This is a genomic window from Streptococcus sp. HSISS3 (genome assembly GCF_000448605.1).
Taxonomy (GTDB): domain Bacteria; phylum Bacillota; class Bacilli; order Lactobacillales; family Streptococcaceae; genus Streptococcus; species Streptococcus raffinosi.
On sequence record NZ_CM002130.1, the window covers coordinates 20,530 to 43,208 of the forward strand.

The 22,679-nt window shown below is 40.0% G+C and carries 22 protein-coding genes, 1 pseudogene and 1 other annotated feature (1 of these 24 running past the window's edge); of the genes and pseudogenes, 20 read left to right on the top strand and 3 right to left on the bottom strand.

What is annotated here, in order from left to right:
* Nucleotides 1-110 precede the first annotated feature (110 nt).
* The 9 genes from purD to purB all read left to right on the top strand — a co-directional run bounded on the left by purD (nucleotide 111) and on the right by purB (nucleotide 7,803).
* On the top strand, nucleotides 111-1,376 hold the full coding sequence (gene purD, locus HSISS3_RS00150; RefSeq protein ID WP_021151317.1) for a phosphoribosylamine--glycine ligase: 1,266 nt from the start codon (nucleotides 111-113) through the stop codon (nucleotides 1,374-1,376).
* Between the two features lie 200 nt (nucleotides 1,377-1,576).
* Nucleotides 1,577-2,065 (top strand): 5-(carboxyamino)imidazole ribonucleotide mutase, encoded by a 489-nt coding sequence (gene purE, locus HSISS3_RS00155; RefSeq protein ID WP_014633767.1) that lies wholly within the window; start codon nucleotides 1,577-1,579, stop codon nucleotides 2,063-2,065.
* Nucleotides 2,052-3,143, top strand: coding sequence for a 5-(carboxyamino)imidazole ribonucleotide synthase (gene purK / locus HSISS3_RS00160; RefSeq protein WP_021144795.1), 1,092 nt, complete (start codon nucleotides 2,052-2,054; stop codon nucleotides 3,141-3,143). Before purE ends, purK begins: the two co-directional genes overlap by 14 nt.
* 167 nt (nucleotides 3,144-3,310) lie before the next feature.
* Nucleotides 3,311-3,745, top strand: coding sequence for a hypothetical protein (locus HSISS3_RS00165; RefSeq protein ID WP_021151318.1), 435 nt, complete (start codon nucleotides 3,311-3,313; stop codon nucleotides 3,743-3,745).
* 70 nt (nucleotides 3,746-3,815) lie between these two features.
* Nucleotides 3,816-4,562 (top strand): hypothetical protein, encoded by a 747-nt coding sequence (locus tag HSISS3_RS00170; RefSeq protein ID WP_042766862.1) that lies wholly within the window; start codon nucleotides 3,816-3,818, stop codon nucleotides 4,560-4,562.
* 217 nt (nucleotides 4,563-4,779) lie between these two features.
* Entirely contained in the window at nucleotides 4,780-5,007 is a 228-nt protein-coding gene (locus HSISS3_RS00175) for a hypothetical protein (RefSeq protein ID WP_021144798.1), read from the top strand.
* Between the two features lie 9 nt (nucleotides 5,008-5,016).
* A complete protein-coding gene (locus HSISS3_RS00180; RefSeq protein WP_021144799.1) occupies nucleotides 5,017-6,261 on the top strand; it encodes a DUF4041 domain-containing protein in 1,245 nt (414 codons plus the stop codon).
* A 6-nt stretch (nucleotides 6,262-6,267) separates the two neighbouring features.
* The gene (locus HSISS3_RS00185) at nucleotides 6,268-6,486 is read left to right on the top strand and encodes a hypothetical protein (protein WP_042766863.1); all 219 of its coding nucleotides are present in this window, start codon (nucleotides 6,268-6,270) and stop codon (nucleotides 6,484-6,486) included.
* An 18-nt stretch (nucleotides 6,487-6,504) separates the two neighbouring features.
* Complete coding sequence (gene purB / locus HSISS3_RS00190) at nucleotides 6,505-7,803, top strand: adenylosuccinate lyase (RefSeq protein WP_021144800.1); 1,299 nt, start codon at nucleotides 6,505-6,507, stop codon at nucleotides 7,801-7,803.
* Nucleotides 7,804-8,678: 875 nt separating this feature from the next.
* Here purB and argS read toward each other — a convergent pair.
* Nucleotides 8,679-10,370: an arginine--tRNA ligase gene (gene argS / locus HSISS3_RS00195; RefSeq protein ID WP_021144801.1), complete on the bottom strand. Its 1,692-nt coding sequence runs from the start codon at nucleotides 10,368-10,370 to the stop codon at nucleotides 8,679-8,681.
* Between the two features lie 154 nt (nucleotides 10,371-10,524).
* On the opposite strand from argS, the gene argR reads away from it, so the two are divergent.
* The 3 genes from argR to mutS are packed head-to-tail and all read left to right on the top strand — an operon-like array spanning nucleotide 10,525 to nucleotide 13,863.
* Nucleotides 10,525-10,953: an arginine repressor gene (argR, locus tag HSISS3_RS00200; RefSeq protein ID WP_192805705.1), complete on the top strand. Its 429-nt coding sequence runs from the start codon at nucleotides 10,525-10,527 to the stop codon at nucleotides 10,951-10,953.
* Nucleotides 10,953-11,312: a YlbF family regulator gene (locus HSISS3_RS00205; protein ID WP_021144802.1), complete on the top strand. Its 360-nt coding sequence runs from the start codon at nucleotides 10,953-10,955 to the stop codon at nucleotides 11,310-11,312. The genes argR and HSISS3_RS00205 overlap by 1 nt, the downstream gene beginning before the upstream one ends.
* Nucleotides 11,305-13,863: a DNA mismatch repair protein MutS gene (gene mutS, locus HSISS3_RS00210; protein WP_021151319.1), complete on the top strand. Its 2,559-nt coding sequence runs from the start codon at nucleotides 11,305-11,307 to the stop codon at nucleotides 13,861-13,863. Before HSISS3_RS00205 ends, mutS begins: the two co-directional genes overlap by 8 nt.
* Nucleotides 13,864-13,919: 56 nt before the next feature.
* Here mutS and HSISS3_RS00215 read toward each other — a convergent pair whose 3' ends face one another.
* Both HSISS3_RS00215 and HSISS3_RS00220 read right to left on the bottom strand, forming a co-directional pair.
* A complete protein-coding gene (locus HSISS3_RS00215; protein WP_021151320.1) occupies nucleotides 13,920-14,351 on the bottom strand; it encodes a DUF3021 domain-containing protein in 432 nt (143 codons plus the stop codon).
* A pseudogene (locus HSISS3_RS00220) lies at nucleotides 14,348-14,784 on the bottom strand (LytTR family DNA-binding domain-containing protein). Before HSISS3_RS00220 ends, HSISS3_RS00215 begins: the two are co-directional and overlap by 4 nt.
* A 178-nt stretch (nucleotides 14,785-14,962) precedes the next feature.
* Here HSISS3_RS00220 and HSISS3_RS00225 point away from each other — a divergent pair.
* The 8 genes from HSISS3_RS00225 to spx all read left to right on the top strand — a co-directional run bounded on the left by HSISS3_RS00225 (nucleotide 14,963) and on the right by spx (nucleotide 22,036).
* Nucleotides 14,963-15,265: a hypothetical protein gene (locus tag HSISS3_RS00225; protein WP_042771675.1), complete on the top strand. Its 303-nt coding sequence runs from the start codon at nucleotides 14,963-14,965 to the stop codon at nucleotides 15,263-15,265.
* A 49-nt stretch (nucleotides 15,266-15,314) separates the two neighbouring features.
* Complete coding sequence (gene mutL / locus HSISS3_RS00230) at nucleotides 15,315-17,258, top strand: DNA mismatch repair endonuclease MutL (protein WP_021151322.1); 1,944 nt, start codon at nucleotides 15,315-15,317, stop codon at nucleotides 17,256-17,258.
* 130 nt (nucleotides 17,259-17,388) lie between these two features.
* Nucleotides 17,389-17,610, top strand: coding sequence for a hypothetical protein (locus tag HSISS3_RS00235; protein WP_021151323.1), 222 nt, complete (start codon nucleotides 17,389-17,391; stop codon nucleotides 17,608-17,610).
* A 156-nt stretch (nucleotides 17,611-17,766) separates the two neighbouring features.
* Nucleotides 17,767-18,357 (top strand): Holliday junction branch migration protein RuvA, encoded by a 591-nt coding sequence (ruvA, locus tag HSISS3_RS00240; RefSeq protein ID WP_021151324.1) that lies wholly within the window; start codon nucleotides 17,767-17,769, stop codon nucleotides 18,355-18,357.
* Nucleotides 18,358-18,365: 8 nt separating this feature from the next.
* The gene (locus HSISS3_RS00245; RefSeq protein ID WP_021151325.1) at nucleotides 18,366-18,920 is read left to right on the top strand and encodes a DNA-3-methyladenine glycosylase I; all 555 of its coding nucleotides are present in this window, start codon (nucleotides 18,366-18,368) and stop codon (nucleotides 18,918-18,920) included.
* A 94-nt stretch (nucleotides 18,921-19,014) separates the two neighbouring features.
* Nucleotides 19,015-20,286, top strand: a complete 1,272-nt coding sequence (locus HSISS3_RS00250) for a competence/damage-inducible protein A (protein ID WP_021151326.1) — start codon at nucleotides 19,015-19,017, stop codon at nucleotides 20,284-20,286.
* Nucleotides 20,287-20,350: 64 nt separating this feature from the next.
* Entirely contained in the window at nucleotides 20,351-21,460 is a 1,110-nt protein-coding gene (gene recA, locus HSISS3_RS00255) for a recombinase RecA (RefSeq protein WP_042766865.1), read from the top strand.
* Between the two features lie 177 nt (nucleotides 21,461-21,637).
* Entirely contained in the window at nucleotides 21,638-22,036 is a 399-nt protein-coding gene (gene spx, locus HSISS3_RS00260; RefSeq protein WP_002886328.1) for a transcriptional regulator Spx, read from the top strand.
* A gap of 436 nt (nucleotides 22,037-22,472) precedes the next feature.
* Nucleotides 22,473-22,679 (top strand) — a sequence feature (most likely nonfunctional fraction of RNA operon) (it continues 251 nt past the right edge of the window).

The following is a 22,679-nucleotide window of genomic DNA, read 5'->3' on the forward strand; positions in this document are numbered from 1 at the left end:
AATATGTTATAATGGTTATGTATAATTCGTGAAAATTGCTAATTTTTCCGAATGATTGTCGTTAACGGGCATTTGCCCCTAGTCTTATTTGATATTGAGGTATCTTTCAAATGAAACTTTTGGTTGTTGGTTCTGGTGGTCGTGAACATGCGATTGCCAAGAAATTATTGGAGTCTAAGGACGTTGAGCAAGTTTTCGTGGCTCCTGGTAATGACGGGATGACATTGGACGGTCTTGATTTGATCAATATCGGAATTTCCGAACATTCTAAGCTGATTGACTTCGCAAAGGCGAACGATATTGCTTGGACCTTTATCGGTCCAGATGATGCCCTTGCGGCTGGTATCGTGGATGATTTCAATGCGGCAGGACTCAAAGCCTTTGGTCCGACCAAGGCTGCGGCTGAGTTGGAGTGGTCTAAGGATTTCGCTAAGGAAATCATGGTCAAATACGACGTTCCGACAGCAGCCTATGGCACATTTTCAGATTTCGAGGAAGCCAAGGCCTACATCGAGGAAAAAGGCGCTCCAATCGTCGTCAAGGCAGACGGCTTGGCCCTAGGTAAAGGTGTCGTCGTTGCTGAAACGGTTGAGCAAGCCGTCGAAGCTGCTCACGAGATGCTTTTGGACAATAAATTTGGTGACTCAGGTGCGCGAGTGGTCATCGAGGAATTTCTTGACGGGGAAGAGTTCTCTCTCTTTGCCTTTGTCAATGGGGACAAGTTCTACATCATGCCAACGGCTCAGGACCACAAACGTGCCTATGATGGCGACAAGGGTCCTAACACTGGTGGGATGGGTGCCTATGCGCCGGTTCCTCACTTGCCACAGAGCGTGGTTGACACAGCGGTTGACACTATTGTCAAGCCAGTTCTTGAAGGCATGATTAAAGAAGGTCGTCCTTACACTGGTGTGCTTTACGCTGGTCTTATCTTGACAGCTGACGGACCTAAAGTCATCGAGTTCAACTCACGGTTCGGAGATCCTGAGACGCAAATCATCTTGCCTCGTTTGACATCTGACTTTGCGCAAAATATCACTGATATTTTGGATGGTAAAGAGCCAGTCATCACTTGGACCGACAAGGGTGTGACACTGGGTGTGGTTGTAGCATCAAACGGTTACCCACTCGCTTATGAGAAGGGTGTCAAGCTTCCAGCCAAGACAGAGGGTGACATCATCACTTATTATGCAGGTGCTAAATTCGCTGAGAATGGGCAAGACCTCCTCTCAAACGGAGGACGTGTCTACATGCTTGTCAAAACAGCAGACACCGTCAAAGACGGCCAAAACATCATCTACAACGAACTCAGCAACCAAAACACAGAAGGCCTCTTCTATCGAAATGATATCGGTAGCAAGGCGATAAAAGATTAACAGACATTATTATTTGTCAATGGCGAGCGAAAGCGAGCCTAACTAAGATAATGGTCGCCGTGGTGAAAAGACCAGAACAGTCTTTGTTCTGGTCGGGGGAAACTTTGAGACCTTAGGCTCAAAGTTTAGGAATGAAACCGAAGGTTTGCTTCCGTCCCCACCACCTAAGACCATTATCAAAAAGAAAAAGGATATTAACTATGAAACCAGTAATTTCCATTATCATGGGCTCAAAATCCGACTGGGCAACCATGCAAAAAGCCGCTGAAGTCCTCGACAACTTTGGTGTCGCTTACGAAAAGAAAGTTGTTTCCGCACACCGTACACCGGACCTCATGTTCAAACATGCTGAAGAAGCACGTAGCCGTGGCATTAAGGTCATCATCGCTGGTGCGGGTGGCGCAGCTCACTTGCCAGGTATGGTTGCTGCCAAAACAACCCTTCCAGTCATCGGTGTACCAGTCAAATCACGTGCTCTTAGCGGTGTAGATTCGCTCTATTCTATCGTTCAGATGCCAGGTGGTGTACCAGTCGCAACCATGGCTATCGGTGAAGCTGGTGCGACTAATGCTGCCCTCTTTGCCCTCCGTCTTCTCTCAGTAGAAGACAAGGCCATTGCGGATGCGCTTGCTAACTTTGCTGAAGAACAAGGAAAAATCGCAGAGGAGTCTACAAATGAGCTCAACTAAAACCATTGGTATCATCGGTGGTGGCCAGCTCGGTCAGATGATGGCTATCTCAGCTATCTACATGGGCCACAAGGTTATCACCCTTGATCCTGCAGCAGATTGTCCATCTTCTCGTGTGTCTGAGGTTATCGTGGCACCCTACGATGACGTAGATGCCCTTCGTCAGTTGGCAGACCGCTGTGATGTTCTTACCTATGAATTTGAAAATGTCGACGCTGACGGCCTTGACGCTGTTATCAAAGACGGTCAGCTTCCACAAGGGACAGACCTGCTTCGCATTTCACAAAACCGTATTTTTGAGAAGGACTTCCTCTCAAACAAGGCTAAAGTAACCGTTGCTCCTTACAAGGTCGTGACATCTAGCCTTGATTTGGAAGATATTGACCTTTCTAAAAAATACGTCCTCAAGACTGCGACAGGTGGTTACGATGGCCACGGTCAAAAAGTCATCACATCAGCTGACGATTTGGAAGAGGCAAATGCCCTTGCTAACTCGGCCGAGTGTGTCTTGGAAGAGTTCGTTAACTTCGACCTTGAAATTTCTGTCATCGTGTCTGGTAACGGCAAGGATGTGACGGTTTTCCCAGTTCAGGAAAATATCCACCGCAACAATATCCTCTCTAAAACTATCGTGCCTGCTCGCATTTCTGACAGTCTAGCTGAGAAAGCTAAAGCTATGGCAGTGAAGATTGCCGAGCAACTTAACCTCTCTGGCACTCTCTGTGTGGAAATGTTTGCGACAGCTGATGACATCATCGTCAACGAAATCGCACCACGTCCGCACAATTCAGGACACTACTCAATCGAAGCCTGCGACTTTTCACAGTTTGACACGCACATCTTGGGTGTTCTCGGAGCACCACTTCCAGCAATCCACCTTCATGCACCAGCTGTCATGCTCAACATCCTCGGCCAACACGTCGAAGCAGCTGAGCGTTATGTCACAGAAAATCCAAGTGCTCACCTCCACATGTATGGTAAACTAGAAGCGAAGCACAACCGCAAAATGGGTCATGTGACTTTGTTTAGTGATGAACCAGATAGTGTGGTTGAGTTTGGGAAAGGAATTGATTTTTAAATGGATAGAACTTCAAGATATTTAATCATCTCGAAAGAAAATAAGTCAAAAAAAATATACATTCTGATATACACAAATTATTACAGTCGATTAATGATACTACAGGTTTATCTTGTGATAAGAATCTTGTTAGTGTTCAAGGACGTTCGTTTAGATATGAATTAAAGATGATGAACACTGATTCCCAAGAAGATAATAAAAAATTTTTCGTATTAATTTTTTACTTAGAAAAAGAGTCAGATATCGAACAGTTTGAGTTCATGGATAGTGAGCTTAATAATTTTATTGAGTCATACAATAATTTAGAAATGTTTATATTAGAGGATGCTTTATCTCAATATTATAGCAAGGAAGCTTATGAATTAATTCATGTTATTGAAAATAAGACTCGTGCATTAATCTCTGAGGTAATGTTTTTGAAATCTAATACTCAAAATTGGGAGACCCGTCTGACAAATAGTTTATCAATTAGAGACAATAGAAAATCGAAAGAGAAAAAATATAAACCTTTAGATGGCAAATATTTTAGTGATTTATCCAAAATATTATTTACTATCTATGAAGAAAAAATGATGAAAACCATGGCCAAGAAAATTTTATAGAAGCTCTAGGAAATTTAGATTCAGTTATATCAAACATTTCAAAAAATCTAGAAGTAGGGGACTTAAATAATTGGCAGGATATAGAAAAAAACTACGGATGGCAAATAGCGAAATTTTAAAGACTTCTCCAAGGTCTATATGGGATAGATATATATCAGATAGCATCAAAGAGAGTGATAAACTATCAAATAGTTTGAGTACTGTTCTTAGTCAGTCTATCGCAAAAAGAAATGCTATTGCTCATAATACGTTTTTTCGCAAAGATGACTATGAAACATTAAAAAAGGATGTTGAAAAGGTTGTTTCTCAAATATCAAAAGCCTTAAATTCTTTTGAAGATAATCTTATTTCTAAATATACTTATGTTGAAGAAAATGAAATGTTGGATACATTGGACGCTTTAGTTGGTGTAGATTCAGATAAAGAAAACAATCCAGATGATATAGAAGATGATTTAACGATAATAGTCCCAGCACAAGAAGAAGGGTTTCAACAAGTATTCTTAGAAGATCATGAATGGTATGATATTCGTATAGGTAAGACAAAGAAAAATAAAATTCGATATATTGCGGGCTATGAGGTTGCACCTAGAAGTGGTATACAATATGTTGCAAAAGTAAAAGATATTGTTGAATCAGATAATTTTTTAGGATATTGGAAACTTATTTTTGATGGGAAACCAGAAAAATATGCCAACTTAATTCCGTTAGGAGATACTTACCCACCACAAAATATTAGATATACAACAAAACATGCACTAGATGAAGTTGCAAAAAATGGTGAAACTCTAGAAAAAATTTTTAATAATCCGTACTAAATAGAAATTATTGTATGAAATTAAAATATGATTATAGAATGACTAAGAATATGTCAATCCTTTTATAAACAAAAATTTAAAGAAAAGGTAAAGTTCTAGTATTTTTACTTAGGTTAAAAACATCTTTTTATTTATAAAAAATATAAATAAAAAGAAAGGAACATGGGTACTTGTATTTTCTAAAACGGAATACAGTGTTCGAATTTAATCAATTTTTATGATTCAACTCATCGTCAGCGCATTTGTTGAGAAAGATAAGACTGGAGCAGTCGTTGAAGTCTTGTATGCTAGTAGCAATCACGAAAAAGTGAAAGCTAAGTATGAAGAGTTGGTTGCTCAATATCCTGAAAACTATATAGCTATCTATGATTTGCCGATGGATACTGATTTGAATAAACTAGATCACTATCCATCAGTGTGGATTGGGAAAGAGGAGTTTGAGTAGGAGACCTTAATGGCGATATTTAATTTTGGAAAACCCAAAGATGAAGCTTTAGAAAATAAAATTCAGAGATTAAATCAAGAGATTGCTATTCAAAAAGCAAAACTGGCAGATTTAAAAGCTCAAATAAAGATAGCAGACGATATAGTCTCGTTAAATACTGAGTTATCTCAGAAACGGTCAGAATTATTTGCTATTCAGAACGAGATTTCCTTAGCTAATGACACACTTGGATTACAAGAGTTTGGATTTTTTGAAAGACAGTATAAGTTTTCTGATAGCACAAAATATAAGGAAGCTTTAGATAATTTGAGAAAACAGCAGAAAGACTTAGTTAAATCTGGTCAGGCTGGTAGAATTATAGTACCTATGCTTTTAGATAATAATCAAAGCAAGGGAAGGGCAATGCAGAATCAGCTTATTAAAGCAGCTATTCGTGGCTTTAATGGTGAAGCGGATGCCTTGTTAGTAAAAGTTTCTGTTTCGAATGTTGAAAAGAAAATTCAGGCATTGAAGAAAGCATTCCAACAACTGAATAGAATGTATTCACGTAATCAAATTGAAATTACGATACCCTATCTAAATTTGAAAATTGAAGAATTACGTCTAGCTGCTGAGTTTGAGCTACAAAAGCAAGAAGAAAAAGAATTACTTCGAGAGCAAAGAGCAAAAGAGCGTGAGGACAAAAAACTTCAGGCTGAAATTAAAGCACGTCGAAAGCAATTGGAAAAAGATAGAACTCACTTTAAAAATATGGTTTCTAAGGTTGAGGAACTTTTGAAAAATGCTACTGGTGAAGAGTTTGAAGAACTTCAGAGACAGTTATCTGAGTACCAAGATAAATTATCTGAATTAGATGAAATCGAAGAAGATATTGATTATCGTGAAGGTCATGCAACTGCCGGCTACGTATATGTAATCTCTAACATTGGTTCTTTTGGTGAAGATGTTTATAAAATTGGAGTTACTCGTCGTTTAGAACCTCTTGAACGCATCAGGGAATTAAGTAGTGCGTCTGTACCTTTTCAATTTGATGTTCATGCTTTGATTTTTAGTGAGGAAGCCTTTGCATTAGAGACTGAATTACATAATCAACTAAGTGAGTATAAGGTTAATAAAGTAAATAACCGTAAAGAATACTTCAAGGTTCCATTTGAAAAAATTAAGGCACTTTTGGATAAACACGAAGAGTTAACTATAGAATTAAATGAGAACGCTGAAGCATTCGAATATAGACAGACTCTACTGAAGGGGTAGCTATAGATGAAGTGGTTATTTTTAGTATTATTTATTGGGTGTGGGGTAAATGCATTAGGTTTATCTTCTGATGATAATGAAGATGAATTAGATGAAAACGAAACATTTTATTCAAATGTAACTTCTGCAGAACAACCTCAGACCTCTAAAGAAGAAAGACTAAAGTGGGCAGTTGCTACGGCAGTATTTCTAGTTTTATTTTTGATATTTGCATTTTTTAGATAATTTAAAGGAGAAACAACAATGATCGAACGTTACTCTCGCCCTGAGATGGCGAATATTTGGACTGAAGAAAATAAATACCGTGCTTGGCTTGAGGTGGAAATCTTGGCTGACGAAGCATGGGCTGAGTTGGGGGAAATCCCTAAGGAAGATGTGGCTTTGATTCGTGAAAAAGCGAACTTTGACATCGACCGTATTTTGGAAATCGAGCAGCAAACTCGTCACGATGTGGTTGCCTTCACACGTGCGGTTTCTGAGACGCTTGGTGAAGAGCGTAAGTGGGTTCACTATGGTTTGACGTCTACTGACGTGGTCGACACTGCCTATGGTTACCTCTACAAACAAGCCAATGAAATTATCCGCAAGGACCTTGCAAACTTTACTAAAATCGTGGCAGATAAGGCCAAAGAACACAAGTTCACCATCATGATGGGTCGTACCCACGGTGTGCACGCTGAGCCGACAACTTTTGGTCTTAAATTGGCGACTTGGTACAGCGAAATGAAGCGCAACATCGAGCGTTTCGAGCATGCGGCTGCTGGTGTGGAAGCTGGTAAGATTTCTGGTGCGGTTGGTAACTTTGCCAATATCCCACCATTCGTTGAAAAATACGTCTGCGATAAGTTGGGTATCCGTGCTCAAGAAATCTCTACACAGGTCCTTCCTCGTGACCTTCATGCTGAGTACTTTGCGGTTCTTGCTAGCATCGCCACTTCTATCGAGCGTATGGCAACGGAAATCCGTGGTCTTCAAAAATCTGAACAACGTGAAGTGGAAGAGTTCTTTGCCAAAGGTCAAAAAGGGTCTTCAGCAATGCCGCACAAACGGAACCCTATCGGTTCTGAAAACATGACAGGTCTTGCGCGTGTGATCCGTGGTCACATGGTAACAGCTTATGAAAACGTAGCCCTTTGGCATGAACGCGATATCTCTCACTCATCAGCTGAGCGTATCATCGCACCAGACACAACAATCTTGATTGATTACATGCTCAACCGTTTCGGAAACATCGTTAAGAACTTGACAGTCTTCCCAGAAAACATGATCCGCAACATGAACTCTACATTTGGTCTTATCTTCAGCCAACGTGCGATGCTTACTTTGATTGAAAAAGGTATGACACGTGAGCAAGCTTACGACCTTGTTCAACCAAAGACTGCCCAATCATGGGATAACCAAGTAGACTTTAAACCACTTCTTGAATCAGATCCAGAGGTAACATCTCGCCTCACTCAAGAAGAAATCGACGAAATCTTCAACCCAGTTTACTACACTAAACGTGTTGATGAAATCTTCGAACGCATCGGTTTGGGTGACTAATCTAAACAAAATAGCAGAAAGCAGGTTTGCCCTGCTTTTTTTGATGGTGACATTTATGTCACTAGTTTTGTTTTCTTTTCAGCCTTATAATAGGGTCATGGCAAGAAAACTATCAGAAAGGAGAAGTTAGTAATCTTAAAAGGACGACTTAACTATTTACCGGAACTTAGCCTCTTAATAGTAAGCATTGCTTATAATATCATCCGCATCATGAATGATCTAGGAAGTATTAAAGCCCCCTCTTGGTTTTTAGATATGGATATTCCTAGTGGTTCCTTACTATTACTTATTTTGCTTATCATTTTAAAAAGTGACAAAAGATAATAATCTCTTAAGCTACTTTTAAGTTTATTAAGATATATTATAACCATCCTAGTAAGGAACTAGCTTTTGTGAGCTAGAGGTAACATAATTTTTTTCATAACAAATCTCCCCGAAGAAAGTCTAGAAATCTAGGCTTTTTTCTTCTTTTTTGAGGTTTTATTAGGATATTTTAAGAAAATACTTGAAAACCCTTCCAAAACAAGGTAATATAGTTATATAAAGATTCTATTGGACAAGCGGTCACCTTGGAGGATTAGGAAGAAGAGGTTGGGAAGCCTGTACAATCGTATCTTTTCAGCGGTCTTTGGACTGTTGTGAAAATCCCTTAGGGGATTTTTTTCTGCGATTTAAGGTTTCTTTAAGGAAGTCAGGTTATACTTTAAGTCTCCTAAATAACTTTTACTGAACGCCGTTCAGTAAGTCTCGTTGGCTTACACTTTTTGTAGAACAACGAACTTTTCTTTTTCATAATCTCCAAAAGAGCTCAACACGCTGTGTTGGGTTCTTTTTTTGGTCACTAAAAAAACGCCCTTAGGCGTTTTGAATATGGCTTACATCTCGTCTGGAGCTTCAACACCGAGAAGGCGAAGAGCTTCTTTGAGGACTGTTGCTGTTGCGTAGCAAAGAGCCAAACGGCTATCACGTTCTGGGCTTTCATCCAGGATACGTGTGTGCGCATAGTATTTGTTAAAGGCTTGGGCCAAGCTGATAGCAAATTTAGCAACGATAGATGGTTCAAAGTTGTCTGAAGCACGGTTGATGATGCGTGGGAAGTCTTGGATGAGTTTGATGATTTCCCAGCTTTCAACGTCGTTTAGGCTGTATGTAGCATCTGCAGATGGCGTGAAGTCAGCCTTGCGCAAGATAGATTGGATACGAGCGTGTGCATATTGAACGTAAGGTCCAGTTTCTCCCTCAAAGGATACCATAGCATCAAGGTCGAAGTCGTAACCATTCATACGGTCTGTTTTAAGGTCGTAGAACTTGATAGCTCCAACACCGACAGCATGAGCAACAGTTTCCTTGTTAGGTAAGTTTGGATTCTTAGCTTCGATTTGAGCTTGGGCACGGTTGACAGCTTCAGCGATAGTTGGCTCAAGCAAGATAACATTACCCTTACGAGTTGACAATTTTTTACCGTTCTTAGTGACAAGACCAAAGGCAACGTGAGTCATGTCGTCAGACCAGTCGTAGCCCATTTCTTTAAGAACAGCTTTCAATTGTTTGAAGTGGGCAGATTGTTCATTACCAACCACATAGATGGCTTTGGCAAAGTCGTAAGTACGTTTACGGTAGAGGGCAGCAGCCAAGTCACGTGTGATGTAGAGTGTCGCACCATCTGATTTTTTGATGAGGGCTGGGTGTTCAATACCGTATTTTTCAAGGTTAACCACTTGGGCACCTTGAGATTCTTGGAGAAGTCCTTTTTCTGTCAAAATGTCAACGACTTCATCCATCTTATCATTGTAGAAGGCCTCACCATTGTAGCTATCAAAAGAAACACCGAGTTCATCGTAGAGACGGTTGAATTCCACCAAGCTTTCGTCACGGAACCATTGCCAGAGGGCAGTTGCTTCCTCATCACCAGCTTCCAATTTACGGAACCACTCACGAGCTTCTTCGTCTACAGATGGGTCTTCTTCAGCTTCGGCATTGATACGTACATAAAGTTGAAGGAGTTCATTGATAGGATTGGCTTTGACAGCTTCCTCGCTACCCCATTTTTTATAGGCAACAATCAGCATACCAAACTGTTTACCCCAGTCACCCAAGTGGTTGATGCGGACTGGTTTGTAACCTTGTTTAGCTACGATGTTGGCAAGAGCGTCAGCGATAACTGTTGAACGCAAGTGACCGATAGAGAAAGGTTTAGCGATGTTAGGACTAGACATATCAAAGACAATGTTACGTCCGTGGCCGATATTTTGGTCAGCGTAGTGGTTACCTTGAGCAATAACTTGTCCAAGAACGTCTGCTGAAATTTTTGATTTATCAAGGAAGAAGTTGATATAAGGACCAACAGCTTCAACCTTTTCAAAGTTTGAGGCATCGATTTTTTCAGCGATGTCTGCTGCAATCATTTGAGGAGCCTTGCGCAAGACTTTTGCCAATGAGAAGGCAGGAAAGGCGAGGTCCCCCATGTCAGCGTTTTTAGGGGTTTCAAGCAGATTTTGAATGTTTTCTTGTTCCAATTCGGGAACAACTTTGGCAATCTCTGCTGCAATGAGTTCTTTAGTATTCATAGGTACTCCATTTCAAATCTTGTCATTAACTTCTATTTTACCATTATTTCAGTTAATAGGGTAGGGACAAGAAGCTATCTCTTAGGAAGTATTCCATGAAAAAATACAAAAATTCTGTTATAATATGCAAGGAATATACATAAAAAGAGGAAAGATAATGAAGAGAGATCGCCAAGCTGTTATCAAACAGATGATTTCAAGAGAGAAGATTGGGACACAAGAGGAAATTAAGCAACGTCTAGAGGCGGAAGGTATCACGGTTACACAGGCTACCTTATCACGTGATTTGCGTGAGATTGGCCTCTTGAAGCTTCGTGATGAGGAAGGTAGACTTTACTACAGTCTGTCTGAACATGTGCTTCCAAGTTTGGACCCTACGGTTAAGGACTATGTCAAATCCGTTTCCCGTGCCCAGTTTATGCTGGTCCTTCACACAGAGTTGGGTGAAGCTGATGTTTTGGCCAACCTGATTGATAGTGACGGCAATCCTGAAATTTTAGGAACTGTTGCTGGCGCAGATACCCTTTTAGTTATCTGTAAGGACGCTATGGTTGCTGAAAAATTGGAAAGCGAGTTTCACTGATGAACACTTCTCATCAGGATCTCCAAAAAGCCAAAGAAGAGTTAATTGACCTCCTCAAACACCATGAGGCGGTTCTTGCTTTTCAAGAGGCTGAGAAAGCTATCGGGCAGGTCCCTCAAATCAGTCATATGGCTGGACAGATGAAGGCTTACCAACAAGAAGCCGTGCTTTTTCAAAAAATTGAGAAACAGCGTGCCTATGAGGAGGCAGGTGAGCAGGCAGATTTGATTCAGAATGAGTTGGAAAATTTGCCCATTGTTCAGGACTACCGTCAAAAAATGCAAGATGCCAGTGACTTGATCCAATATGTGACCAAGTCTATCGAAGAAAGGATTAACGAGGAGTTAAGACATGGCTAAGGAAAAAATATCTCCAGGAATGCAGCAGTATTTGGATATCAAGGAAAATTATCCAGATGCTTTTTTGCTGTTTCGGATGGGGGATTTTTACGAATTATTTTACGATGATGCCGTTAAGGCTGCCCAAATATTGGAAATTAGCCTAACCAGTCGTAATAAGAACGCAGATAATCCCATTCCTATGGCAGGTGTTCCTTATCATTCGGCTCAAGCCTATATTGATGTCTTGGTTGAGATGGGCTACAAAGTAGCCATTGCTGAGCAGATGGAGGACCCTAAACAGGCTGTTGGTGTGGTTAAGCGTGAGGTGGTTCAGGTTATCACGCCAGGGACAGTGGTTGACAGCTCTAAACCTGATAATGCCAACAATTTCTTAGTAGCCATTGACAAGGTTGGAAGTCGATTCGGCCTGGCCTATATGGATGTGTCGACGGGTGAATTTTTTGCGACAGAGTTGGATGATTTCAGTTCAGTTTGTAGTGAAATTCAGAACCTTAAGGCACGTGAAGTAGTGGTTGGTTATGATTTACCTGAAGTTGACGAACAAGTTTTGGTCAAGCAACTCAACCTGCTTCTCTCCAAGGAAACAGATGTTTACGATGATGTCCACTTGATTGACACTAGCTTGACAGATTTGGAAAGCAGTGTGGCTGGTAAACTTCTCCAGTATGTGCACCGTACTCAGATGCGTGAGCTTAGTCATTTACAAAAGGCTCAGCACTATGAGATTAAGGATTACTTGCAGATGTCCTATGCGACCAAGTCAAGTTTGGATTTACTGGAAAATGCTAGAACGAGCAAGAAACACGGATCTCTTTTCTGGCTTTTGGATGAAACCAAGACAGCTATGGGAATGCGTCTCTTGCGAACTTGGATTGATCGTCCTTTAGTGAATCAAGCCACTATCACCGAGCGTCAGAATATTATCCAAGTTTTCTTGGATAATTTCTTTGAGCGTAGTGACTTGACCGAGAGTCTTAAAGGGGTTTACGATATTGAGCGCCTAGCTAGTCGTGTTTCCTTCGGAAAGGCTAATCCTAAAGATTTGATTCAACTAGGTCATACCCTAGCTCAGGTTCCGGTCATTAAGGCGATTTTGGAGTCCTTTAATGACGATGCCTTGTCAGCCCTTTTACAAGACTTAGATACTCTGCCAGAATTAGAAAGTCTGATTCGGTCTGCTATTGATCCAGATGCTCCTGCAACCATTACAGAAGGTGGCATTATCCGTGCTGGTTTTGATGAGACCTTGGACAAGTATCGCAAGGTGATGAGTGAGGGAACGTCATGGATCGCAGATATCGAAGCCAAGGAACGTGAAGCGTCTGGTATTACAACACTAAAAATTGATTATAACCGTAAAGATGGTTATTACTTCCATGTGACCAACTCTAACCTTAGCTTGGTTCCTGACCATTTCTTCCGCAAGGCAACCCTGAAAAATTCAGAGCGCTTTGGAACTGCTGAGTTGGCTAAAATTGAAGGTGAAATGCTTGAGGCACGTGAAAAATCATCAACGCTAGAGTATGATATTTTCATGCGTGTCCGTGAGCAGGTTGAACGCTATATTGACCGTTTGCAATCTTTGGCTAAGGCTATTGCTACAGTTGATGTGCTTCAGAGTCTAGCTGTTGTAGCAGAGACCAATCATTATGTCCGCCCTATTTTCAATGATGAGCATCGTATTGTTATTGATCAAGGCCGTCATGCAGTGGTTGAGAAAGTTATGGGCGTTCAGGAATACATTCCAAATACGATTACCTTTGACAGTCAGACCAATGTTCAGCTCATTACAGGGCCAAATATGAGTGGTAAATCTACCTATATGCGTCAGTTAGCCTTGTCAGTAGTTATGGCTCAGATGGGGTCTTACGTGCCAGCAGATAGTATTGACTTGCCAGTTTTTGATGCTATCTATACACGTATTGGTGCTGCAGATGACCTGATTTCAGGGCAGTCGACCTTCATGGTTGAGATGATGGAGGCTAACCAGGCTATTAAGAGGGCGACACCTAATTCCTTGATTATTTTTGATGAGTTGGGACGTGGGACAGCCACTTATGATGGTATGGCTCTGGCCCAGTCTATCATTGAGTTTATTCACGACAAGGTAGGAGCTAAGACCATGTTTGCTACCCATTATCATGAGTTGACAGCCCTGTCAAATACTTTGACACACCTTGTCAATGTTCATGTTGCGACACTTGAAAAGGATGGTGAGGTGACTTTCCTTCACAAGATTGTCGATGGACCAGCCGACAAATCTTATGGTATTCATGTAGCTAAGATTGCAGGTTTACCAGCAGATTTACTGGAACGTGCTGACACCATCTTGACACAACTAGAGGGCGAGACAGTTACCATCCAACCTCAGGAAAAGGTATCGCCTCAAGAGAAGACTATCACTGAAACACATGTCAACGAGCAAATCTCTCTCTTTGATGATTTTACTGAAAATCCGGTTCTTCAAGAGTTACGTGATTTAGACATTTACAATATGACACCGATGCAAGTCATGATGGCTGTAGCCGATTTAAAACAGAAACTATAAAAGAAGCTTGTCAATTGACAGGCTTCTTGTCTTTTATAGATGTTTTAATTCTTGATTCAGTTTCTCAATTTCTTTTTCATTTTCCAATAAGAGATGACCCAAACGATGAGATAGATAAGGCTGAATTCAATGACGAGTTCCAAGTAGAAAGCCAAACGTAGAGGAAACCATCCGCTGAGGGTAGCTAGTGGAATGAAACCGATGCAAGTCAAGGCATAGTGAGTGAGGGTTGCACGAAGCAAACTCCATTCAGCCTTACGGAAAATATAACTAGCGACTTCAAAAAGAATACCGATAGCAAACCAAGTGATAAGGCAGTAGGCCAATACGAAGGATCCGTGAATCTGATGTGAGGTCATCCATTGTCCAATGGCTGAGTGAGGATTTAGGGGCATGTAGCTTGGCGCCCAGATAAGAGACATAACCATGGATACGACTAGTCCAATAAGGATACCAACTGTGCCTGATTTAAAAAATTGTTTTTTCATTGTAATTTCTCCTTTATTGCTTTTAGGTAACGGCGTGATGAGTAGGTGGTTTCCTTGTTTTTAAGGTGAATTTCGACGAGGCCGTTAGGGGTGATGTTGAAACGTTCAATTTCTTTGAGGTTGACAATCTCTGATTGTGAGATTTTGAGAAAATGTGATGGCAGTTTTTCTAAAACTTGATAGAGACGTAGGCCTAAGTGATACTCTCCTTGAGTAGTTTCAGCTAGAACTTGACGATTTTCGATGTAAATTCTGGAAATAGCATCAGGTTCGATGAGGTAAGTTTCGCCATCTTTTTTCCTTTGAGTCGGTGGTTGCTATCCAAACTTTCGACAAACTCGACGACTTGCTGAATCTTAGGCGTCCGACCAGGAGCCTGAATCTGCAATATTTCTTCTTGAAATGCTGAGTCAATCTGAACTTTTATTTTCATAACTATCCTTTCTTATTTGTAATTGAGGAGGCCTCCTCCCTTCCACACCTTTATTAAACACTATTTACTAGCCCACAGCAATAGCACTTGTCTATGTGGTCCTATATGGTGTCTAAGTGGTTGAAAATATTTTAGAAAACCCCTATACTTAATGAAAACGTACTGACGAGGTAATCACATGAAATCTATAATGAAGTGGCTAGCAGGAATTTTTCTTGCCTGTAGTCTAATTTTGAGCTTTTTTACACCTTTTGAAAAGTCACTAACACTGAACTTGCTCTTGCTTTATTTCTTCGTGAAGCAGTTTATGGATTCGACAAGCTTTACCAAAACCTATCAATGGATTTTCCAAGTCATCTACCTCTTGATTTTTTCTGGGCTCATTTGGTTCAACCTTCGTCATGGAGATATGATTGTTATAGCCACAGCCTTATCTTGGCTAACAGTTGTGTGTGAGTTATGGTTGTATAGTAAGCATTAGTAACAGTTAGAAACAGTAGTCTCTCAACTTTTTAGAAGGGAAAATAATTATGCCAAAAATCATCGAATTGCCTGAGGTGCTAGCCAATCAGATTGCTGCTGGTGAGGTCGTAGAGCGCCCAGCCAGTGTTGTCAAAGAGTTGGTGGAAAATGCTATTGATGCAGGTAGCACCCAGATTACCATTGAAGTTGAAGAATCAGGCCTCTCAAAAATTCAAATCACAGACAATGGCGAAGGAATGGCTCAAGCTGATGTAGCCATGAGTTTGCGCCGTCATGCAACGAGTAAAATCAAAAATCAAGGAGATCTCTTTCGTATTCGAACTCTTGGTTTTCGAGGTGAAGCCCTGCCATCAATAGCTTCTATCAGTCGCCTAACTATTGTGACCGCAGCGGATGGAGAAGCCTACGGGACTAAACTGGTTACCAAAGGTGGAGAAATTGAGAGTCAGGCTCCTATTTCAACCCCAGTGGGAACAAAGATTACCGTTGAAAACTTATTTTATAACACCCCAGCTCGTCTCAAGTATATGAAGAGTTTACAGGCTGAGTTGGCTCATATTGTCGATGTTGTCAATCGTCTGAGTCTAGCTCATCCTGAGGTTGCCTTTACCTTGTTTAATGACGGTCGTCAGTTGACACAGACATCAGGTACTGGAGACCTCCGTCAAGCTATTGCCGGGATTTATGGTTTGACAACGGCTAAAAAAATGGTGGAAATTTCAAATTCTGACCTTGATTTTGAAGTTTCTGGCTATGTTAGTCTTCCTGAATTAACTCGTGCGAATCGTAACTACATCACGATTCTCATTAACGGACGTTATATTAAAAACTTTTTGCTTAACCGTGCTATTTTTGATGGTTATGGTTCTAAACTTATGGTGGGACGCTTCCCTATTGCGGTTATTGATATTCAAATTGATCCTTATTTGGCTGATGTCAATGTTCACCCAACAAAGCAGGAAGTACGTATCTCTAAAGAAAAGGAGCTTATGGCTCTCATCAGCTCTGCCATTGCTCAAAGCCTTAGAGAGCATGATTTGATCCCTGACGCCCTTGAAAATCTAGCTAAGTCAAGTACTAGAGGTGTAGCTAAACCAGTTCAAACGAGTTTACCTCTCAAACAAACCAATCTTTATTATGATAGCAGTCGTAATGATTTCTTTGTTAAACCAGAGACTGTCCAAGAAGATATCAAACCTCTAGTATCAGAGTCCAAGTCTATAGCAACACCGGATGAAAGCAAGGCGAAGCCAACTGTAAAACAGGCACAGCGTTCGGTAGATGAAGGTGATAACGAACACGAAAAACTTGATTATAAAAACAAGTCGAAAATGAAGCGCATGCTTGAAAATCTGGACAATGAGGAAACATCAACCTTCCCTGAGTTGGAGTTTTTTGGTCAGATGCATGGAACCTATCTCTTTGCACAAGGACAAGGTGGACTTTACATCATTGACCAGCATGCTGCCCAAGAACGTGTCAAGTATGAGTACTATCGCGAAAAGATTGGTGAGGTTGACAGTAGTTTACAACAGCTCTTGGTTCCCTATCTCTTTGAATTTTTAGGTTCAGATTACATTAGCTTACAAGAAAAAATGCCCCTTCTTAACCAGGTTGGTATCTATCTAGAGCCTTATGGAAATAACACCTTCATTCTTCGTGAACATCCTATCTGGATGAAGGAAGAAGAAATCGAATTTGCAGTATATGAGATGTGCGACATGCTTCTTTTGACGAATGAAGTATCCGTCAAGACATATCGTGCTGAGTTAGCTATCATGATGAGTTGTAAACGTTCAATCAAGGCCAATCATGCTCTGGATGATTACTCTGCGCGTGATCTACTGGTACAGCTTGCCCAGTGTAAAAATCCCTACAATTGCCCTCATGGACGTCCAGTTCTTGTCAACTTTACCAAGTCCGATATGGAAAAAATGTTCCGTCGTATCCAAGAAAATCATACGAGTCTACGTGACCTAGGTAAGTATTAAAACTTTTTTTGGTCTTGCTTTACGAATAGGCATGTTAGATTTATAATAGTGGTGAAGATAAGGAATCTTCTAATGTTTTAGCATATCATTGTAGGATGATTGCCTGATTTTTAAGTTAGGAGGTAGAGTGATGAGACACCTAACAAAAACTAATAAATACTTTTTACTTGTTGGCTTAACATTTTTAGCGACTAGCTTGATTTTCTACATTTTAGCTTGGTTAGGTCGACCAAGTTTTGAGAATACTCTAGTAAACGTGTCTAGCATTGCCCTCACCTTAGGTATTTCAACATATGTTCTCTTAGGCTTGAAGATGATTATTGATATTTTAAAGACGAGTAGTCATCCTTAAAATAGAGCAAACAGAATCCACTTTCGAGTGGATTTTTGTTACAATAGTACAGCAGTCCTTGAGAGGACAAGATGGACACTCAAGACAATTATCTTACCAATATAAAATGATAAAGTAATCCATTGAAGATACGAACGAGAAAGGAAATTACACACTATGTATGATTACATCAAGGGAACTCTAGTAAAAATTACTGCCAAGTATATCGTTATAGAAGCAAACGGTCTAGGTTACATTGTCACTGTAGCAAATCCCTATAGTTTTTCTGACCAAATGAATCAGACTATCCAAGTCTATCTTCATCAGGTTATTAGAGATGATGCCCACCTTCTTTTTGGTTTCCATACTGAAGATGAAAAAGAAGTTTTCCTTAAGCTTATTTCGGTTTCTGGAATAGGACCGACGACTGCCCTAGCCATTGTTGCCGTAGATGATAATCAAGGACTTGTTGCTGCCGTTGATAATAGTGACATTAAGTACTTGATGAAATTTCCAAAGATTGGTAAAAAGACTGCTCAACAAATGGTTCTGGATCTGGCAGGAAAATTTGCAGAATTACCAGCAGAAACGACCAAAGCCACACCAAATCAGCCTGCAGGGAATCATCAGTTGGATGAAGCTGTGGAAGCCTTGCTTGCTCTTGGTTACAAAGCCACAGAGCTTAAGAAAGTGAAAGCCTTTTTTGAGGGTACCAATGAAACAGCAGAGCAATATATTAAGTCAGCTCTTAAAATGTTGATGAAGTGAGGTAAGCAATGGTCAATCGATGTCGTTGGGTTCCAACCGACAACAAACTCTATTGTGATTATCATGATAAGGAATGGGGAAAACCTATTGTTGATGATCAAAAACTTTTTGAGCTTCTTTGCTTAGAAAGTTATCAGTCAGGGCTTTCCTGGTTAACGGTTTTAAATAAGCGTCAGGCTTTTAATCGTGTTTTTCATAACTATGATATTGAGTGTGTTGCCCAGTTTAGCCTAAGTGAACTTGAAGAAGCGCTTCAAAATCCGGATATCATTCGTCACAAACTTAAACTAGAAGCAACTGTAAATAATGCCAAACAAGTACTTAAACTCCAAGATGCATTTGGCTCCCTATCCCAATATTTTTGGCATTTCTTTGACGGGAAGCCCTTGATAAATAACGTTCCCACATATAAGGACGTCCCATCATCAACAGACCTTTCTAAACAAATAGCAAAGGATTTAAAAAAGCGAGGGTTTAAATTTTTAGGCCCGACTACCATTTACTCTTTTTTACAAGCTACAGGATTTGTGAACGATCATGAAAATGATTGCGACTTTAAATAATGAGTATATTTGATTGACAATATGACAAAAACGTGTTAGTTTATAAACAAACATATTTTTGAGATTTTTTACGAATAATAATATAGGTGAACCAATGAAAGCTGAATTGATTGCAGTAGGAACTGAAATTCTTACAGGGCAAATCACCAATACCAATGCCCAATTTTTATCTGAAAAACTAGCTGAACTAGGAATTGATGTGTATTTTCACACAGCAGTAGGGGACAATGAAAACCGCCTTCTTTCAGTTCTAGATCAAGCTAGTAAACGTAGTGACTTAGTCATACTTTGTGGTGGACTTGGCCCTACGGAGGACGACTTAACCAAGCAAACACTGGCTAAGTTTCTAGGGAAAAAACTTGTCTTTGACGAGGAGGCAAGTAAAAAACTGGATAGATTCTTTGCTACTCGTCCTAAACATATACGGACACCTAATAATGAACGCCAAGCGCAAATTGTTGAGGGGTCTGTGCCCTTGCAAAATCTCACGGGTTTAGCAGTTGGGGGGATTATCACTGCTAAAGGAGTGACTTATGTCGTCTTGCCTGGTCCACCAAGTGAACTCAAACCAATGGTGAACCAAGAGCTTATTCCAGCGCTTACAGAGAATCATACTACTCTTTATTCTAGAGTTCTAAGATTTTTTGGTGTTGGAGAAAGTCAATTGGTTACTATCCTGAAGGATTTTATTGTTAACCAAACAGATCCAACCATAGCTCCATACGCTAAAGTGGGCGAGGTGACACTGCGCTTGTCAACCAAGGCTTCCTCGCAAGAAGAAGCAGATCAGAAATTAGAAGTTTTAGAAAAACAAATTCGTTCTACTAAAACTTTAGATGGTAAGTCCCTATCCGATCTCATTTATGGATATGGAGAATCAAATAGCTTAGCTTATGAAGCATTTCAATTGCTTAAGAAATATGGCAAAACCATTACTGCAGCTGAAAGTTTGACAGCTGGCTTATTTCAAGCTAGTATTGCTGATTTTTCAGGAGCTTCGCAAGTGTTCAAAGGTGGATTTGTTACCTATAGCATTGAAGAAAAATCTAAAATGTTGGGTATTTCTTTGTCTCAATTAGAAGAACATGGTGTTGTTAGTCATTTTACTGCAGAAAAAATGGCAGAAGGTGCTCGAGCTAAAACAGATAGCGATTACGGAATTGCACTTACCGGTGTAGCTGGACCAGATTCATTAGAAGGACACCCAGCAGGCACAGTATTTATTGGTATTGCTGATAGGAATCAAGTAAGGTCAATCAAGGTTGTTATAGGTGGAAGAAGTCGTTCTGATGTTAGATATATTAGTACCCTCTATGCCTTTAACCTAGTTCGCCAAGCTTTATTACAAGAAGACAACTTGATTTAAATTTGTCTTTAACTATAGAAAGAAGAGGAAAATAAGTGGCTAAGAAAACAAAAAAACAGAAGAAATTACTAAGAAATTCGGTGATGAGCGTCGTAAGGCCCTTGATGATGCATTGAAAAATATTGAAAAAGATTTTGGTAAGGGTGCTGTAATGCGCCTTGGTGAGCGTGCAGAGCAAAAGGTTCAGGTGATGAGCTCAGGCTCACTAGCTTTGGATATTGCTCTTGGTGCAGGTGGTTATCCTAAAGGTCGTATTATCGAAATTTACGGACCAGAGTCATCAGGTAAAACAACTGTGGCCCTTCATGCTGTAGCTCAGACACAAAAAGAAGGTGGCATCGCAGCTTTTATTGATGCCGAACATGCTCTTGACCCTGCTTATGCGGCAGCCCTAGGTGTTAATATTGATGAGCTCCTTTTGTCACAACCTGATTCAGGTGAACAAGGTCTCGAAATTGCAGGTAAGCTGATTGACTCTGGTGCAGTTGATTTGGTTGTTGTTGATTCAGTTGCGGCCTTGGTACCACGTGCAGAAATTGATGGAGATATTGGTGACAGTCATGTCGGACTTCAAGCACGTATGATGAGTCAAGCTATGCGTAAGCTTTCTGCATCTATCAATAAAACGAAGACAATTGCTATCTTCATTAACCAGTTGCGTGAAAAAGTTGGTATCATGTTTGGTAATCCAGAGACTACACCTGGCGGACGTGCCCTAAAATTCTATGCGTCAGTACGTCTTGATGTCCGTGGAAATACACAAATCAAAGGAACTGGTGATAAGAAAGACCAGAATGTTGGTAAAGAAACCAAAATTAAGGTTGTTAAAAATAAAGTTGCTCCACCATTTAAAGAAGCTTTTGTTGAAATTATGTATGGTGAAGGTATTTCACAAACAGGTGAGCTTGTTAAAATTGCTAGTGATTTAGGGATCATTCAAAAAGCAGGAGCTTGGTTCTCATACAATGGTGAGAAGATTGGTCAAGGATCTGAAAATGCTAAAAAATATTTAGCAGATCACCCAGAAATTTTTGAAGAAATCGACCATAAGGTACGTGTACACTATGGTTTAATTGAGCCAGATGAAGAAGATGTTGTTGAAGAAAAGCAGGTTGACGAAACGTCAGATGAACTCGTTTTAGACCTTGACTCAACAATCGAAATTGAAGAATAAGTCGAAAAAGAGCTGAAAGGCTCTTTTTCTTTGTCCAAGTGTAGTTTTTGAAAATAAAGAGATGTTTAATATCTCAATAAGATATCCCTTAAGTATAAAATAGGTCGCTAGACCGATTTCTAAAATAAAGGACAGTGATAAGATTATAGTATCATGTGACAGAAAGAGAGAATTAACATGATTAAAATTTATACAATTTCAAGTTGTACAAGTTGTAAAAAAGCAAAAACATGGTTGAATAACCATCAACTTCCTTATAAAGAACAAAACCTTGGTAAAGAACCACTTACAAAAGAAGAAATCCTCAATATCCTTTCAAAAACGGAGAACGGTGTTGAAAGTATTGTTTCATCAAAAAATCGTTATGCAAAAGCTCTGAATTGTGATATCGATGAACTAAGTGTTAGTGAAGTCATTGATTTGATTCAGGAAAACCCTAGAATCTTAAAAAGTCCAATACTAATTGACGATAAAAGATTGCAAGTGGGTTATAAAGAAGATGATATTCGTGCTTTCTTACCACGCTCAATACGTAATGTCGAAAATTCACAAGCACGTATGCGTGCAGCACTTTAAAACAAAAAAGAAGATTGCCTAGATCTTCTTTTTTAATGAAATTCATGATAAAGAAAAGAAAAGGTATTGACTTTAGTTCATAAACTTGATAGACTATTAAGGTCTCAAGCGTACAACCAAGTAACAAAGTAATTAAAACTTTAAAAAAGTTATTGACAAGGTAAGCAAGAGATGATAATATGAATAGGCTACATCGGAGGATGAAGCAGAGACACGAGGAAGTTTGGAAAAAACTTTTCAAAAAGTGTTGACAAGATATTCTAGATTTGCTAGAATATAGGAGTTGTCTTAAGAGAGACAAAGACCTTTGAGAACTGAATAAGAAACCAAGTGCAGGGTTATGATAGAAGAAATTATAACCTGTCAATTTACAAGAAAAAAACGTCAGAAGACGGAAATGAGTTAACGCTCGAACGATTATTAAAGAATTTAATGAGAGTTTGATCCTGGCTCAGGACGAACGCTGGCGGCGTGCCTAATACATGCAAGTAGAACGCTGAAGAGAGGAGCTTGCTCTTCTTGGAAGAGTTGCGAACGGGTGAGTAACGCGTAGGTAACCTGCCTTGTAGCGGGGGATAACTATTGGAAACGATAGCTAATACCGCATAACAATGGGTGACCCATGTCATTCATTTGAAAGGGC